This is a genomic window from Betaproteobacteria bacterium (assembly GCA_009377585.1).
In the GTDB taxonomy this organism is placed as follows: Bacteria; Pseudomonadota; Gammaproteobacteria; order Burkholderiales; family WYBJ01; genus WYBJ01.
In genome coordinates, this window is the sequence record WHTS01000021.1 from 41,911 (window position 1) to 57,210 (window position 15,300).

Here is a 15,300-nt window from a genome sequence, read left to right on the forward strand (position 1 = left end):
AGCCGGTCGGCGCGGCGAGTTGGATTCGAACCATCGATGCGGCAGGAACCATTATTCCGTTTCCCGAAAGAGGTGAGCGACATGAATTCATCCAGGATCGTGCGGTCGTTCGGACACGTGTTGCTGTGTGCGATCGGCTGGCTCGCGCTCGGCGCAAACGCCGAAATCTTCTATGGCGGGGAGACGAAGGGATTCCCGGGCGACCCGGTGCATCTGACGGTCAATGCACGCGCCGGAACGGTGCTGGAGGGGATCGACATCGTGCCGGAGCTCGCGCCCGTGGCGGACGTACTGGATTTCGTCGCCTTCGCCGAAACGCCCGGCTTGACCGACGGCGGATCGGCGCTGTGCTTCAACAATGCCTGCTCGGTGTTCTATCTGCCCGAGAAGACTTACAGCGCGGATACGTTGCTTGCGACGGTGAGCTTCATGATCGACCCGGCGGCGCCGGTGGGGCCGGTCGATTTCGATCCCGGGGTCGTGGTCGGCGTAAACGCCTTGCCCATTCCGCAAGCCCAGGGTTTCGAGGTGCTCGCGATTCCGGAGCCGTCGAATTGGCTTCTCATGCTGTTCGGACTCGCCGTCGTGGCCTTCGCCGTGCCGCGCTGCCGGCGCGCCCAGGCGAGCTTCGGCGCTAGGCGCGCAGCAGTTCTCCGAGCGGCGCCACGCTGGCGAGTTCCGCCGCGCGGTGTACCGTCTCAATGAGGCTTGCGACCGCGGCTTGCGGCTTCACCCTTCCGGCCAGGCTTTCGAACTTCGCCAGCAGCTCCCGCGGCGTGCATGGATCCGCCGGCATGCCATGCGGATCGAGCACGGCGCCGGTCTTGCGCTCGCCGTTCGCCAGCTCCAGCTCGATGCGAGCGCCGTAGTGGCGCGGATAAGCCGCTTCCATCTCCGGATCGACCACGATCTCGATGCGGCGCGCCAGCGCCCGGCGATCGAGGTCGTCGATGACCTCGGGCGCATACATCGCGGGGTCGGCCGGGTTTCCCATGAGCGCGAGCGCGCAGCAGTACGGGATGCTGAACTGCGCGCCGAAGGTATCGGCCGGCGCGATGGCGCCGTTCTGCGCCTTCGCATAAGCCGAGACACCGACGCGGACCTCGGCAATGTCGGTAAGCCGCAGCGGGCGCGCGCCGCGCATGGCGACGAGCTGCTGCACCGCCGCCTGGATCCAGGCGCAGCAGGGATAGAGTTTCACGTAGACGTGCTCGACGGCCCAGCGCCTGCGCCGGCTGCGAACGCCTTGGTGCCCGAGGCGCAAGCGCACGCAAGGCAGAGCGCGGTGAACACCTGCTCGGCGGGCAGACGCATCACCACCGCAGCCGCAACTGCGGCACCGAGCGGACCGGCCACGGCGGTCTTGTGATACCCGCGCTGCGCGGGCTTCACGCCCATCGCGAGGCCCACCCGGTTGAGCGTCTCGTAACCCGCGACGATGCCGAGCAGCAAGCGCTCGCCGCTCGCGTCGACCGCCTCGGCCGCGGCCAGCGCGGCGGAGACGACGATGGCGCCGGGATGGACGATCGCTTCGTCCAGGTGATCGTCGAGCTCGAAGCCGTGCGCCGCGGTGCCGTTGCACAGTGCCGCGGCGGGTGCGGGCACGGGCTGCGAATGACCGACGATCGTGCTGCGTCCCTTCGCTTGCTCGGCCAGCATTTCGGCGGCCATGATTCGCGACCACGGTTCGGGTGCGCCGAAAAGCGTGCAGCCGAGCGTATCGAGCAACGCCCATTGCGCAGCTTGCACGGTGCTCTGCGGCAGCCTGGACAATGTGAGCGCGTGCAGGAAATCGGTGAGGGCGCGAGCGGGGCTTTGCATTGCTTCCAGACGATCCGTGTTCGGGTAGGTCGCCACGATCCTGGCGAACCGGCTGCCTGGCGAATTCTATACGCTGTGGTCCGCGTCACTTCAAGTTGTTCGTTCGGTGGCGTGTTGTCGCGCACACCAAGTTACGCTCAAAAGCTCCCGCTTTCGGCAGGCCTCAGCGCGAAGCGGTTTTGCCGCGGCCGCGCCGTGAAGGCGCTTTACTCCGGTCGCGTCGCGAAGCCTCTTTGCCTCGGCCGCGCCCGGCGAGGCTTCCCGGCTGCACCGCGGTCGAGGAATCGCTCGCCGGGAACGATTCCTCGATCGCCACGTCGATGAGCCATTCCTGGTGTCCGGTTGCGCCGGGATGCGCGGCCGGCACGTCGACATCCGCGCCGATTCGGCGTCGCTTACGAAGCGTCGTTTGATCGCTCATCGGATCGTCCCTTTGTCTGAAAGTTGCGCTCCGCAAATAGCGTCGGCAGCACAGCGCGGGCGAAAGCTTCACGTGCCGTCCGATCGGATTCAAGTCGCAATCCGCGTGCCACGCGAGCCCCGGTCTCACTGGTCTCAGCGCGGGCGCAGTCGCTCGCTCGGCGCCATCGAGGTGGCGGGCTGAACCCGCGTGAGCTCGGTGCGTTCGGCCAAATCTGCGGCAGTTGCGCGTACGACCGCAACCAGAGGGCTCGGGAAAACGCCGAGGCCCAGCAGTGCGACGGTCAGCAACGCGAGCGCCGCGTAGGCCGGCCATTGCGACCCTGTCGCGGGCGCGGCTGTCCCGGCGGATCTCGCGGACAGCATTGCGACGATGATCCGCAGGTAGTAGTAGAGCCCGATGATGCTGCCGATCACCAACGCCACCACCGGAAGCCAAAGGCTCGCACTGACGCCCGAGGCTACGGCATAGAACTTGGCGATGAATCCCAGGGTGAGCGGGATGCCGGCAAGCGAGAGCAGCATCGCCGCGAACGCCAGCGCAAGCCAGGGTCGCACCCAGAACAAGCCGCGATAGTCCTCCAGCGTGTCGGCGTCACACTCGGCTCCGGGCCTCGACAGGATGGTCACGACGCCGAATGCGCCGAGCGTCGTGACGGCGTACATGGCGAGATAGACGCTCACCGCCTCGACCGCGAGCGCGCCGCCCGCCAGCAAGGCCACCAGCGCGTACCCCAGGTGGGCGATGGAGGAGTACGCGAGAACGCGTTTGACGTTGTCCTGCAGCAACGCGAGCAGGTTGCCGGCGATCATCGACAGCACCGCGATGATGCTCAGGATGGTGGCAGGGCCGGCGGAAGCCCACGCATCGGCGGTCAGGAAGTAGCGCAGCAGGAGCGCGAACACCGCGCACTTCGACACCACGGCGAGGAAGGCGGTGACGGGCGCGGGCGCGCCTTCGTAGACGTCGGGCGCCCACATGTGAAACGGAACCACCGAAAGCTTGAAACCGATGCCGACCAGGATCAGCGCGACGCCGTTCAGCCAATAAAGCCCGCGCGCATCGGCTCCCGCGGCGGGCACTACGGCTTGCGCGGCGAAGCTCAGCGTCCCCGTTTGCGCATAGACGAGCGCGATGCCGAACAGCAGGAACGCCGATGCGACGCCGGACAGGACGAGGTATTTGACGCCGGCCTCCACCGGACGCTCGGCCACGTGCGGATATGCGATCAATCCGAGCAGCGCGATGCTCAGCGTTTCGAGGCCGAGGAAGAAGGCGGCGAAATGATCGGCCGCTACGGTGGTTGCCGCGCCGAGCGTCGCCAGCAGCAGGAGCACGTAATACTCCTCGCACGGAAGCCGGTCGCGCGATTTCAGGTAGCCGTGCGAAATCACGCTTACGGCCAGCGCGGCCACGATCACGAGCCCGATGTAGAAGAGCGCGTAGTCGTCGACGATGAGCAAGGGCGTGACATGGCGTCCCGAATGCGGCGCCGAAACGAAGACGACCGAGGCGAGGGCCGTCACGAGCCCGATCCCGCTCGCCCACGCCGCCATGGCGTGACTGCGCCGTACCGCGATCAGCAGCATGAGCAGCACCGCGGCCACGCTCAGGACGATGAGCGGCGCGAGCGCCTGAAAATCGGCGGCGTTCACGGCGCGGCTCCAAGCGCCGTGCGAGGCGCCTGGGGTTGTTGAACGTTGGCCACGCCGCCGGCTGCCGCATGCAGCACCGGTCGCGGATAGACTCCCAACCAGACGATGACGATCGCGAGCACCGCGAGCACCCCGGTCTCGCGCAGGTTCAGATCGAGCAGCTTGCGATCCGCCCGCGGCTCGCCGTGCAGCGCCCGCTGGACCAGGATGAGCGAGTAGATCGCCGCGGTTATCAGCCCGATCGCCGCCACAATGGCGATCGGCCGGTTCACGGCGAAGGTGCCGAGCAGCACGAGGAATTCGCCCACGAAGTTGCCCAGGCCCGGGAGACCCAGCGAGGCGATGGCGAATACCATGGCAAGCGCGCCGAATCGCGGCATCTGGGCGGCGAGGCCGCCCATGTCGTGCATGTCCCGGGTGTGGATGCGCTCATGCAGAAAGCCCACGATCATGAAAAGCGCCCCGGTGCTCACCGCGTGCGCCACCATCTGAACGACAACACCCTGCAAAGCGAGCGTGTTCCATGCGAACACGCCCAGGAGCACGAAGCCCATGTGGCTGATGCTCGAATAGGCGACCAGGCGCTTCATGTCGTCCTGCGCGAACGCGAGCACCGCGCCGTACAGGATGCTGATGACGCCGAGCGTCATGGCGAGCGGCGCGAATGCGGCCGCGGCATCGGGAAAAAGCGGCAGCACGAAACGCAGCAAACCGTAGCCCCCGGTTTTCAGCAGCACGCCGGCGAGGATGAGGCTGCCGGCGGTAGGCGCTTCGGTGTGCGCGTCCGGCAGCCAGCTGTGAAACGGGACTGCCGGCAGCTTGACGGCAAAGGCGATGAAGAAGCCAGCCATGATCCAGAACGCGGCCGATGGATCGAGCGTGTGGCCGAGCAGTTGGAAGTAGTCGAACGTCAGCACGCCGGTGGCACGCCGGTGCGCAAGCACGAGCGCGAGGATGGCGACCAGCATCAGCAGCCCGCTGCCTTGCGTGAAGATGAAGAACTTGATTGCCGCGTAGATGCGCCGCTCGTGGCCCCAGAGCGCAATCACGAGCGACATCGGTACCAGCATGAGCTCCCAGAAGAAGAAGAAAAGGAACAGATCGAGCGCGAGAAAAACGCCCACCACGCCCGCCAGCGTCAGCAGCAGGTTCAGATGGAACAGGCCCACGCGCTCGGTAATCTCGCGCCACGAGGTCACGACCGCGACGATGCCGAGACCGAGCGTGAGCAGGATCATCACCAGGCTCAGGCCATCCAGATCGAGCCGGAACGCGATGCCCAGTTGCGGAATCCAGGGCAAGCGCAGGCTCGCGAGCCACGGCTCGCCGGCTCCGTGCAGCCCGAGCATGAACGCCAGGGCGAGATCGGCTGCGAGCGCGGCGATGGCGATGTAGCGTGGGGCATCGGCGTGCCAGCGCTGCGCGCCCCAGGCCGCCAGGCCGCCCAGCACGGGCAGGGCGATCAGCCAGGCGAGCATCATGCGAACACCGCGATCGCCAGCGTTGCGACCGAACCGGCCGCGAGCCAGCCCGCATAGCGGCGCACGCGCCCGTTCTGCGTTCGGCTCATGCCGACGTGAGCGCGTTGCGCGCCGTCGGCGATGGCCTCGTAGATCGCGTCGAAGAAATCGCTGCGGTTGGCGCGCGCGATCCAGACGAAGGGCCGCACGATGAGATGCTCGTACAGCCAGTCGAAGCCCCAGCCGGCCAGCCAGAAGCGATGCAGCGTCTGCGCCGCGCCGCTTTGCAGGAAGCGCGCCGGGGCAGGCGAGCCCTTGCAGTAGACCCGATAGGCGCAGTAGACGGCAGCGAGCGCCGCAGCGGCGGTGATCGCCATCGAGAGCGTCTGCGTCGCGCGATCGGCCGACGCGCCTTCAGCCATTGGCAGCACCGGCGCGAGGAAGCGGGCGAATGCCTGCACGTGCCCGAGCGCCGCGGGCGTTTCGACGAAGCCGGCGACGAGCGCGAGAACGGCAAGCACGACGAGCGGTACGCCGATGCGCCAATGGGTGGTGCCGACCGGCAGCGTGTGCTGCTCACCGTGAAAGACGACGAAGAACGCGCGGAAGATATAGAACGCGGTGAGGATCGCCCCGACGAATCCGGCCGTCCACAGGATCCGGCCGCCCGGTTGGAAATTCCACGCCGCCCACAGGATCATGTCCTTGCTGTAGAAGCCGGAGGTGACGAGCGGAAGTGCGGCCAGGGCCGCCGCGCCGGCAAGGAAGGTCCAGTAGACCAGCGGCATGTCGCGCCGCAGCCCGCCCATGCGGAAGATGTCGTGCTCGTCGGCCACGCGCATCATGACCGCGCCGGCGGCGAGGAACAGCAGCGCCTTGAAGAACGCGTGCGTCATGAAGTGGAGCATGGCAGCGCTCCAGGCGCCCACGCCGAGGGCCAGGAACATGTAACCGATCTGGCTCATGGTCGAGTAGGCGAGAATGCGCTTCAAGTCGTGCTGGTTGAGTGCGCTGAAGGCGGCGAGCAGCAGGGTTGTTGCGCCGATGACGGCGACCGCGAGCTGCACGGCGGGCGCGAGCTGAAATAGCACATGAGTACGTGCGATCAGATAGACCCCTGCGGTCACCATGGTTGCGGCATGGATGAGCGCCGACACCGGCGTCGGACCGGCCATCGCGTCGGGAAGCCAGGTTTGCAGGGGCAGTTGCGCGGACTTGCCGACGGCGCCACCGAGCAGCAGCGCCGCGGCGAGCGTCGCCAGCGGCGATCCGACCGGCCACGTCGCCTGGGCTCGATCCATGAGCGGCTGGATGTCCAGGGTACCCAGCTCGACGAAGAGCAGGATGAGGCCGATCGCCATCGCGGTGTCGCCGACGCGGGTGACCACGAATGCCTTGCGCGCGGCGTAGCCGTTGGCCGGATCGCGGTACCAGAACCCGATCAGCAGATAGCTGCACAGGCCGACCCCCTCCCAGCCGAGATAGAGCAGCAGCATGTTGTCGGCGAGCACGAGCAGGAGCATCGCGGCGACGAACAGGTTCATGTAGGCGAAGAAGCGGCTGTAGCCGTCGTCTTGCGCCATGAACCCGGTCGAGTAGAGATGGATGAGGAAGCCCACGAAGGTGACGACGAACATCATCAGCACCGACAGCGCATCGAGCCGAAGCGCGATCTGCGCAGTGAAGTCGCCCACACCGATCCAGGTCCACAACACTTGCCGATACGCCTCACCCTCGGGCGGTGCGGCGAGAAATTCGCCCGCAACGATCATTGCAATCAGGGCGGAGAGGCCGGTCGTCGCCAGCGCGATCGCGGTGACCGCCCCCTTGGGCAAGCGCCCGCCCGTCGCGAACAGCAGCAGGAATCCGGCGAGCGGAAGTGCGGGCACGAGCCAGAGCAGCTGCAACATGCGTCAGCCCTCGAGCGCGTTGGCGGCGTCGGCGTCCAGGTTCGGCAGCCGCCGATGGATCTGCAGCACGAGCGCCAAGCCCACCGAGACTTCCGCAGCGGCGAGCGCGAGCACCAGCATGAACATGATCTGGCCGTCGGCCTGCCCCCAACGCGCGCCCGCGGCGATGAACGCGAGGCCGGCCGCGTTCAGCATCACTTCGATGCTCATCAACATGAAGATGAGATTGCGCCGCATCAGCACGCCGGCCAGCCCGAGCACGAACAATACGACCGCGAGTAGTAAGACGTGATCGAGCGGTATCGCGGCCATCGTCAGCGCTCCCTCGGTCGGCGCCCGACGTGGTAGGCGGCCACGAGCGCCGCGAGCAGCAGCAGCGAGGCGAGCTCCACTGCCAGCAGGTATGGGCCGAAGAGCCGGATTCCCACCTCCTTGGCCTCGATCACTCGCTCCGGAGCAGCGTTCCCATCGCCGGTCGCGAACAGCGCGTAGCCGAGCTCGGCCGCCAGCACCATCGCAAGCAATGCCGGACCGAGCCAGCCTGCCGGATGCGCCCACGACGTGCCCGCCCGCGTTGCGTCATTGCCCAGGCCCAGCATCATCACGACGAACACGAACAGCACGACGATGGCGCCGGCATAGACGATGACCTCGAGCGCGGCCGCGAACGGCGCGCCGAGTGTGTAGAACACGAGCGCGATCGCCAGCAGCGACACCACGAGATAGAGCAGGGCGTGCACGGCGTGGGTGCGGGTGACGACCATGAAGGTCGCCACGACGGCGATCGCGGCCGAGAGATAGAAGATCGTGTCCATGTCAGGGCAGCAGACCTTGGTCTGGCGCAAGCGCTTCGTGGCTGATCGGAGCCGAGAGATCGAAGATCGCGTTCATGTCAGGGCAGCAGGCTCCGGGTGTCGACCGGAGGCTCCTCGGCCTGCGCCTCGCCCTTGTCCTTGCCCGGGATGGCGGGCCCCGAGACACGGTAGAAGCTGTAGCCGGGATACTTGCCGGTGCCGCTGATGAGCAGATCTTCCTTTTCGTAGATCAGGTTCGGTCGCTCGTATTCGCTCATCTCGAAGTCGGGCGTGAGCTGGATGGCATAGGTGGGACAGGCTTCCTCGCAGTAGCCGCAGAAGATGCAGCGCGAGAAGTTGATGCGAAAGTACTCGGGATACCAGCGTCCGTTCTCCTCGGTCTTCTGCAGCGAGATGCAGTCGACCGGGCAAGCCACCGCGCACAGGTAACACGACACGCAGCGTTCTTCCCCGTCGGGATCGCGCGAGAGCACGATGCGGCCACGAAAGCGTGGCGGCAGATACGGCTTCTCTTCCGGATAGCGGATGGTCTCGCGGCGCCGGAAGAGATGCAGGAACGTGAGCCACAGCGTTCTGAGGATGCTCAGCATGACTGTCTCCCGATCCCGACTCTTTCCGAGAGTGCGGAAGATCCCTCCGGAAGCGCAGGGCGGCGAACACTCCCCTCTCCCTCCGGGGTGAGGTCGGGAATTCGCGGACCATGGTCCGCGCCGGCCGAACGGCATCGGCCTGCATGCCGATGCGCGCCCTGCAAGGGAGGGGCAGGGGGTGAGGGAAATATCGAACCCAACATTCCGCCTCTCCTTACGTTGCCCGCGCGACCACGATCGCCCCGGTGGCCAGCAGGTTCACCAGCGTGAGCGGCAGCATGACCTTCCAGCCGTACGCCATCAGCTGGTCGTAGCGCAGCCGCGGCAGCGCCGCGCGCAGCAGCACGAAGAAGGCGACGAAAGCGAGCGTCTTGAGAAGAAACCACGCGAGTGGCGGAAGCCACGGCCCGTACCAGCCGCCGAGGAAGAGCGTGGTGATCATCGCCGAGACCAGCACGATGCCGGCATACTCGCCGACGAAGAACATGCCGAACTTCATGCCCGAGTATTCGGTGTGGAAGCCGGCGCCAAGCTCGTTCTCGCCCTCGGGCAGGTCGAAGGGAAGACGGTGGGTTTCGGCGATGCCCGCGATGAAGAAGACGACGAAGCCCAGAAACTGCGGCACGATGTACCAGAGCCCGCGCTGCGCCTCGACGATCTCGGCCAGGCTGAACGAACCGGCGAGCGCAACCACGCCGATCAGCGACAGCCCCATGAACACCTCGTAGCTCAGCATCTGCGCGGCCGCGCGCATCCCGCCCAGCAGCGAATACTTGCTGTTGGAGGCCCAGCCCGCCAGGATGACGCTGTAGACCGAGAGCGAGCTCATGGCGAGGAAAAAAAGCAGGCCGATGTTGAGGTCGCCCGCGATGCCGATCGAGGGTGTTACAGGAATCACGCCGAATGCGAAGAACACCGCGACCATGACGATGGCCGGCGCGAGCACGAAGATGCGCCGCTGCGCAAACGGCGGCACCCAGTCCTGCTTGAACAGGATCTTGATCATGTCGGCCACGATCTGCAGCGTGCCGAAATAGCCGACCCGGTTCGGTCCGTAGCGGTCCTGCCAGAAGCCGAGCAGCCGCCGCTCGACCCAGGTCAGCACCGCGGCGAGCATCAGCAGCGCCCCCAGGATGCCGAACACGTTTAGCAGTCCCATGCCGAGCGCGCTCATCGCCGCGCTTCCTCGTCTGCGGTCAGCACGACGGTGATCAGCAGCAGCGCCGCCAGGATGCCGCACACGCACTGCCTCATGGCCGGCGCATTCATCGCTGCTTTTCCTCGCTGGGCGCCCGGCGGATCGTCATCCACGTGGGGAGCGGCATCCAGGCAAGTCCGTGGATCCCCACCGTGACGGCGGCCAGGCCGGGCGCAAGCGCAGGTGCGAGCTCCACCTCGACCCGATGGCGCTGGCCTGCGTGCTCGAGCTCGACGAAGCCATGTTCGGAGACGCCGAGGCGGGCCGCATCGTCGGGATGAAGCGAAACGCGAGCCGCGCCGATCCGTGAAGCCATGACTGGGGCGCGCGCGGAAAGCTCTTCGGCGCCGAAGATCGGGTAGCGTGCGATCACTAGCCGCTCGCTTTCACGCCGAGCGAATGCGGGCGGTATCGCCGCTGCTTCTCCGTCACCCCCAGCCCCTCTCCCGGAGGGAGAGGGGAGCGTCTCGTGCGCGGCCGACGGCAACCGCACGCCCGGATCGCCGCCTGTCGCCCCTCTCCCTCCGGGAGAGGGGCAGGGGGTGAGGGAAGAACCGGGGCGCGGCTCGATCAATCGAACCCCCGGGTCCCCGCCCGTCAACGGCCCGCCCACTTCCTGCTGGAACTTGTTGAGCGCCTGCACGGAATTCCACCCGGGCGCCCAGAAGAACGGATAGAGCGCACCCGGCATCTCGCCGTAATAGCCTTCCATCGAGTTGCTGAACGGCGCATCCGGATTGCGCTGCGGGATGGGCTCGCGCACGCTGCGATGCGCGTGCATCGCCGTGCGGCCGCTATAGCGATGCGGGGCGCTGCGCAGCGGAAGGTTCGCGATCCTGAATGTTGCGCCCGGGGCGGCGTCCGCAATCGGCGCAAGCTCAGGCAACGCCTGACCGAGCGCGGCGATGACGTCGTCGAGCGTCCGCCAGCGCGGCTCGCTGCGGTTCACCGCAGCGGCGACGCGGTCGAGCCAGCGCCAGCTTTCGGTAACCTCGTCTGCCGGGAAGAGCACCTGGAAAAAGCGCTGCGCACGCCCTTCGTTGTTGACGAGCGTACCGTCCGCTTCTGCAAAGGTTGCGGCAGGCAGAAAGATTTGCGCATGGCGCACGGTCTCGTTCAGCGTGTGATCCAGGGCGATGACATGCTCCGCGACGCCGAGCGCCGCTGCCACGCTCGGATGGTCCGCGCGCCGGAAGAGATCGTTCTCGAGCACGACCACGGTGCGCGTGCGGCCGAAGCGCAGCGCATCCAGCGCGGCGCCGAGCGGTGCGCCGCCCATCAGCGCCAGCCCCAGGCTGTTGCACTCCGGCACGGTGAGCGAGATGCGCGCTTCGCGTCCGGTCGCACGCAGTGCCCGTGCCACGCTCGCCAGAGCGCGCAGCACCGCTTCGCTGCCCGAAGCGACGCCCGAGACGACCAGCGGCCGCGCGGCACCTGCAAGCTGCTGCGCAATCCGGGCCGCTGCGTCGCGCATTTCACCCGACAGGTTAGGAACCTCCGGCGCGGTCGCATCGATCGCGTGCGCGACCGCGAAGCCGAGCCGTGCGATGTCGTCGGGTGCGGCGCGAACGCGTTGCGTCGCGATGTCGTCCAGGCGCGTCGGCAGCGGCGTTGCGAGAACGAGCGGGCCCGGGTTGTCGCGACCCGCGTCGCGCACCGCCGCATCCTGCCACGACGGCACCCGTTGCGCGGCTGCGACCGCGATCGACTTCTGCCGCACGGCCTGGCGCAGGGCGAGCGCGAGCCGGGGTGCCGTGTCGCAGACGTCCTCGCCCAGCACGAACACCGCATCGCATGCCTCGGCTTCCCGCAGCGACGCGACCGGCGCGGGTGCGGCACGCAGGATGTCAAGAATCACCGAGAGCAGCCGGCACTCGATGTCCGACATGCCGGCATGGAAGCGCTCCGGGCCGACCAGCTCGCGCAGCGCGAAGTTCGATTCGAGCGATGCGCGCGGCGAGCCGATGCCGATCGCATGCCCGGTTCGCAGCAGGTCTGCGAGCCCCTCGAGCGCCGCCTCGCCCGTCACCGCTTCGGCCACCTCGCCTTGCGCGAGGAGCGGCCTGCGGATGCGCGACTCGGCATTGACGAAGCCGTAGCCGAAACGGCCGCGGTCGCAGAGGAAGTAGCCGTTCACCTCGCCGTTGTAGCGGTTGAGAATGCGTCGCAGCTCGCCGTCGCGCGCGTTGGCAATCGTGTTGCAGCCCAGGCCGCAGTGCACGCATACGGACGGCGCGCCCTCCATGTCCCACTTGCGCACGTACACGTTGGAAAGCGTCTTGTCGGTGAAAACGCCCGTGGGGCAGACTTCCACCAGGTTGCCGCTGAACTCGTTCTCCAGGGTTCCGTCCTCGTGCCGTCCGAAATACACGTCGTTGCGCGCGGCGTGGACGTCGAGATCGCGCCCGCCCGCGTAATCCCGGTAGAAGCGCACGCAGCGGTAGCAGGCGATGCAGCGGTTCATTTCGTGCTTCACGAACGGACCGAGATCCTGATTGCGATGCGTGCGCTTGCCGAAGCGATAGCGGCGGTAGGTGTGACCGCTCATGAGCGTCATGTCCTGCAGATGGCACTCGCCGCCTTCCTCGCACACCGGGCAGTCGTGAGGGTGATTGGTCATCAGCCACTCGATCACCGACTTGCGGAATTCCGCCGTTTCCGCATCGGCGATCGAGATGCGCGCGCCGTCGGCGGCCGCTGTCATGCACGCCATCACGATGCGGCCGCTGCGATCGTCGGCGCCGCTGTATTGCTTCACGGCACACTGCCGGCATGCACCCACCGATCCGAGCGCCGGGTGCCAGCAGAAGTAAGGAAGGTCGAGGCCGGCCGACAGGCACGCCTGCAGCAGGTTGTGGGCCGGGTCGGCCGGATAGTCGCGGCCGTCGACATGGATCGTCGCCATCAGCTCCTCCACGGGCAGCCGCGGCCGCGGATGTGGCGCTCGAACTCGTCGCGGAAGCACACCAGGCCGCTTTCCAGCGGCGCCATGGCGCCGGGCGCGTGCGCGCAGAAGGTCTTTCCGGGACCGAGAAAGCGCGTGTGCATTTCGAGCATGCCGAGATCCTCGTCCTTGCCTTCGCCGCGCTCGATGGCAGCGAGGATGCGCTCGGTCCACGGCAGTCCGTCGCGGCACGGCGTACACCAGCCGCAGGATTCCTGCGCGAAGAAGTGTTCGAGGTTTCGGAGCATGCCGATGGGGCAGGTGCGATCGTCCAGCACGATCGCGGTGCCGGTGCCGAGCCGGCTGCCGGCCTTCTCGACCGAGGCGAAGTCCATCGCAACGTCGAGGTGCTCGGGAGTCAGGAACGCCGTCGATGCGCCGCCCGGCAAGAGCGCGCGCAGGCCGTAGCCGTCGCGCATGCCGCCCGCATGGTCCTCGATGATTTCGCGCAGCGGCGTGCCCATCGGCAGCTCCCATGCGCCCGGATGCTGCACGCGCCCGCTCGCGCCGTAGATCTTGGTGCCGCCGTCCGGCCCGCGGCTCAAGCCCCGGAACCAGGCGGCGCCGCGATTGACGATGTGCGGCACGTTGCAGAGCGTCTCGACGTTGTTCACCACGGTCGGCCGGCCCCACAGCCCGCTCGCCTGCGGAAACGGCGGCTTCGCGCGCGGAATCGCCCGCTGTCCTTCGAGCGAGGTGATGAGCGCGGTTTCCTCGCCGCACATGTAACGCCCGGCGCTGCCGTGTACATGCACTTCCAGGCTGAACGGCGCGCCGAGTATGTTGTTGCCCAGGTAGCCGCGTTGAGCCGCCTCGGCGGCGGCTTGCTCGAGCCGCTGCATGGCGAGGTGATACTCGCCGCGGACGAAGATGTAGGCGCTCGATGCCTCGATCGCATACGCGCTCACGACCACGGCCTCGATCATCTGGTGCGGATTGCCCTCGAGCAGCAGGCGGTCCTTGAAGGTGCCAGGCTCCATCTCGTCGGCGTTGACGACCAGGTATTTATGCTTCGGCGCCTTGTCGCCGCGCGGCACGAAGCTCCACTTCTGGCCGGTGGGGAAGCCGGCCCCGCCACGCCCGCGCAGGTTCGAGTCGGTCACTTCCTTCAGCACGGCCTCGGGCGAGAGCTGCTTCAGTGCCTTGTGAACGGACTGATACCCGCCGACCCGCTCGTAGCCTTCGATGTCGAGCGGCGGGCGGCCCGGATGGATGTGCTCGGTGAGCGGGCGTTCCATCGTCGTCACCGATACGCAGCGAGCACGGCGTCGAGCTTTTCCGGCTCGACGTCGCCGTGCAAGTCGTCGTCGATCAGCATCGCCGGCGCATGGTCGCAATGACCGAGGCAGACGATCGGCAGCAGCGTGAAGCGATCGTCCGCGGTGGTTTGACCGCGCTGGACTCCGAGACGCTGCTGGAGCGCTGCGAGCAGCGCATCGTGACCCATCAGCCAGCACGACACGCTGTCGCACACCATGATGACGTGCCGCCCGACGGGCCGGCGGAAGAGCAGGTTGTAGAAGGTCGCAACCCCGTCCAGCTCGTCCGGCGTCATGTCGAGCAGCGCGGCGACCTCGCGCAGTTTCTGGTCGGAAATCCAGCGATGCCGGCGTTGCACCGCCATCAATGCTTCGATGCACGCGGCGCGCTTGTGCTGGTAGCGGCGCGCGAACGCCTGGACGGCGCTCACATCGTCCGCGGTCAGGCCGGCGTCGAGCTCAGCGGTCGACATCGGCCATCACGAAGTCGATGCTGCCGATGATCGCGATCAGGTCGGCGACGAGCGAGCCGCGGCTGATCGCGGGAATCATCTGCAGGTGGGGAAAGGAGGGCGTGCGAATGCGCGTGCGATACGACATCGTGTCTCCGTCGCTCACGAGGTAGTAGCCGTTGATGCCCTTGGTCGCCTCGACCGATATGCAGGCTTCGCCGGGGGGAATCGCCGGGCCCCAGCTCACGTTCAGAAAATGCGCGATCAGGGTCTCGATGTCCTGCATGGTGCGATCCTTGATCGGCGGCGTGGTGAGCGGGTGGCGCGCCTTGTAGTCGCCCGCGGGCATATGGTCCAGACATTGGCGCACGATGCGAAGGCTCTGGCGCATCTCCTCGACCCGCATGGCGACCCGGTCGTAGCAGTCGCCCGCGGCTCCGGCCGGCACGTCGAACTCGAAGTTCTCGAAGCCGCCGTAGGGCCGCTGCTTGCGGTAATCCCAATCGAATCCGCAGGCGCGAAGCCCCGGCCCGGTCACGCCCCACTCCATCGCATCATCGACCGTGTACGCGCCGATGCCCTTGGTGCGCGCCTTGAACACGCGGTTTTTCATCACCAGCTTGTCGTATTCGGCCAGCCGCCTGGGCAGGTAGTCGAGGAACTCGCGCACCAGCTTGTCCCAGCCCTGCGGCAAATCCGCCGCCACGCCGCCGATGCGAAACCATGCCGGGTGCATGCGAAAGCCGCAGATCGCCTCCATGATCTCGAACACGCG

At 67.2% G+C, this 15,300-nt stretch carries 14 protein-coding genes; 1 reads left to right on the forward strand and 13 read right to left on the reverse strand.

Features of this window, described 5'->3' with window-relative positions:
- Positions 1-81 precede the first annotated feature (81 nt).
- Positions 82-705: a hypothetical protein gene (locus tag GEV05_09585; protein MPZ43637.1), complete on the forward strand. Its 624-nt coding sequence runs from the start codon at positions 82-84 to the stop codon at positions 703-705.
- On the opposite strand, the gene GEV05_09590 is transcribed toward GEV05_09585, so the two are convergent.
- From GEV05_09590 to GEV05_09650, 13 genes are all read right to left on the reverse strand, one after another.
- Complete coding sequence (locus GEV05_09590; GenBank protein ID MPZ43638.1) at positions 635-1,735, reverse strand: hypothetical protein; 1,101 nt, start codon at positions 1,733-1,735, stop codon at positions 635-637. The genes GEV05_09585 and GEV05_09590 overlap by 71 nt on opposite strands.
- Positions 1,736-1,984: 249 nt before the next feature.
- A complete protein-coding gene (locus GEV05_09595) occupies positions 1,985-2,242 on the reverse strand; it encodes a hypothetical protein (protein MPZ43639.1) in 258 nt (85 codons plus the stop codon).
- 134 nt (positions 2,243-2,376) lie between these two features.
- Positions 2,377-3,897 (reverse strand): NADH-quinone oxidoreductase subunit NuoN, encoded by a 1,521-nt coding sequence (gene nuoN, locus GEV05_09600; GenBank protein ID MPZ43640.1) that lies wholly within the window; start codon positions 3,895-3,897, stop codon positions 2,377-2,379.
- Positions 3,894-5,378, reverse strand: coding sequence for an NADH-quinone oxidoreductase subunit M (gene nuoM, locus GEV05_09605; GenBank protein MPZ43641.1), 1,485 nt, complete (start codon positions 5,376-5,378; stop codon positions 3,894-3,896). Before nuoM ends, nuoN begins: the two co-directional genes overlap by 4 nt.
- Entirely contained in the window at positions 5,375-7,267 is a 1,893-nt protein-coding gene (nuoL, locus tag GEV05_09610) for an NADH-quinone oxidoreductase subunit L (GenBank protein ID MPZ43642.1), read from the reverse strand. The genes nuoM and nuoL overlap by 4 nt, the downstream gene beginning before the upstream one ends.
- 3 nt (positions 7,268-7,270) lie before the next feature.
- Positions 7,271-7,579 (reverse strand): NADH-quinone oxidoreductase subunit NuoK, encoded by a 309-nt coding sequence (gene nuoK / locus GEV05_09615; GenBank protein ID MPZ43643.1) that lies wholly within the window; start codon positions 7,577-7,579, stop codon positions 7,271-7,273.
- 2 nt (positions 7,580-7,581) lie between these two features.
- Entirely contained in the window at positions 7,582-8,082 is a 501-nt protein-coding gene (nuoJ, locus tag GEV05_09620) for an NADH-quinone oxidoreductase subunit J (protein MPZ43644.1), read from the reverse strand.
- 77 nt (positions 8,083-8,159) lie between these two features.
- Positions 8,160-8,672, reverse strand: coding sequence for an NADH-quinone oxidoreductase subunit NuoI (gene nuoI / locus GEV05_09625; GenBank protein ID MPZ43645.1), 513 nt, complete (start codon positions 8,670-8,672; stop codon positions 8,160-8,162).
- A 214-nt stretch (positions 8,673-8,886) separates the two neighbouring features.
- Entirely contained in the window at positions 8,887-9,846 is a 960-nt protein-coding gene (gene nuoH / locus GEV05_09630; GenBank protein ID MPZ43646.1) for an NADH-quinone oxidoreductase subunit NuoH, read from the reverse strand.
- 91 nt (positions 9,847-9,937) lie between these two features.
- Positions 9,938-12,775, reverse strand: coding sequence for an NADH-quinone oxidoreductase subunit NuoG (gene nuoG, locus GEV05_09635; protein ID MPZ43647.1), 2,838 nt, complete (start codon positions 12,773-12,775; stop codon positions 9,938-9,940).
- Complete coding sequence (nuoF, locus tag GEV05_09640; GenBank protein MPZ43648.1) at positions 12,775-14,052, reverse strand: NADH-quinone oxidoreductase subunit NuoF; 1,278 nt, start codon at positions 14,050-14,052, stop codon at positions 12,775-12,777. Before nuoF ends, nuoG begins: the two co-directional genes overlap by 1 nt.
- A gap of 5 nt (positions 14,053-14,057) precedes the next feature.
- Positions 14,058-14,546 carry an NADH-quinone oxidoreductase subunit NuoE gene (gene nuoE, locus GEV05_09645; GenBank protein MPZ43649.1) on the reverse strand — a complete coding sequence of 163 codons (489 nt, stop codon included), beginning with the start codon at positions 14,544-14,546 and terminating at the stop codon, positions 14,058-14,060.
- A partial coding sequence (locus GEV05_09650) for an NADH-quinone oxidoreductase subunit NuoC/D (protein MPZ43650.1) occupies positions 14,533-15,300 on the reverse strand: 768 nt, incomplete at its 5' end. The genes GEV05_09650 and nuoE, both read right to left, overlap by 14 nt.

Coding starts and splice junctions, on each gene's coding strand:
- GEV05_09595 (MPZ43639.1), bottom strand. CDS start 2,242: ATGAGCGATCAAACGACGCTTCGTAAGCGACGCCGAATCGGCGCGGAT.
- nuoG (MPZ43647.1), bottom strand. CDS start 12,775: ATGGCGACGATCCATGTCGACGGCCGCGACTATCCGGCCGACCCGGCC.
- nuoK (MPZ43643.1), bottom strand. CDS start 7,579: ATGGCCGCGATACCGCTCGATCACGTCTTACTACTCGCGGTCGTATTG.
- GEV05_09590 (MPZ43638.1), bottom strand. CDS start 1,735: ATGGGCGTTGCTCGATACGCTCGGCTGCACGCTTTTCGGCGCACCCGA.
- nuoJ (MPZ43644.1), bottom strand. CDS start 8,082: ATGGACACGATCTTCTATCTCTCGGCCGCGATCGCCGTCGTGGCGACC.
- nuoE (MPZ43649.1), bottom strand. CDS start 14,546: ATGTCGACCGCTGAGCTCGACGCCGGCCTGACCGCGGACGATGTGAGC.
- GEV05_09585 (MPZ43637.1), top strand. CDS start 82: ATGAATTCATCCAGGATCGTGCGGTCGTTCGGACACGTGTTGCTGTGT.
- nuoF (MPZ43648.1), bottom strand. CDS start 14,052: ATGGAACGCCCGCTCACCGAGCACATCCATCCGGGCCGCCCGCCGCTC.
- nuoM (MPZ43641.1), bottom strand. CDS start 5,378: ATGATGCTCGCCTGGCTGATCGCCCTGCCCGTGCTGGGCGGCCTGGCG.
- nuoL (MPZ43642.1), bottom strand. CDS start 7,267: ATGTTGCAGCTGCTCTGGCTCGTGCCCGCACTTCCGCTCGCCGGATTC.
- nuoH (MPZ43646.1), bottom strand. CDS start 9,846: ATGAGCGCGCTCGGCATGGGACTGCTAAACGTGTTCGGCATCCTGGGG.
- nuoI (MPZ43645.1), bottom strand. CDS start 8,672: ATGCTGAGCATCCTCAGAACGCTGTGGCTCACGTTCCTGCATCTCTTC.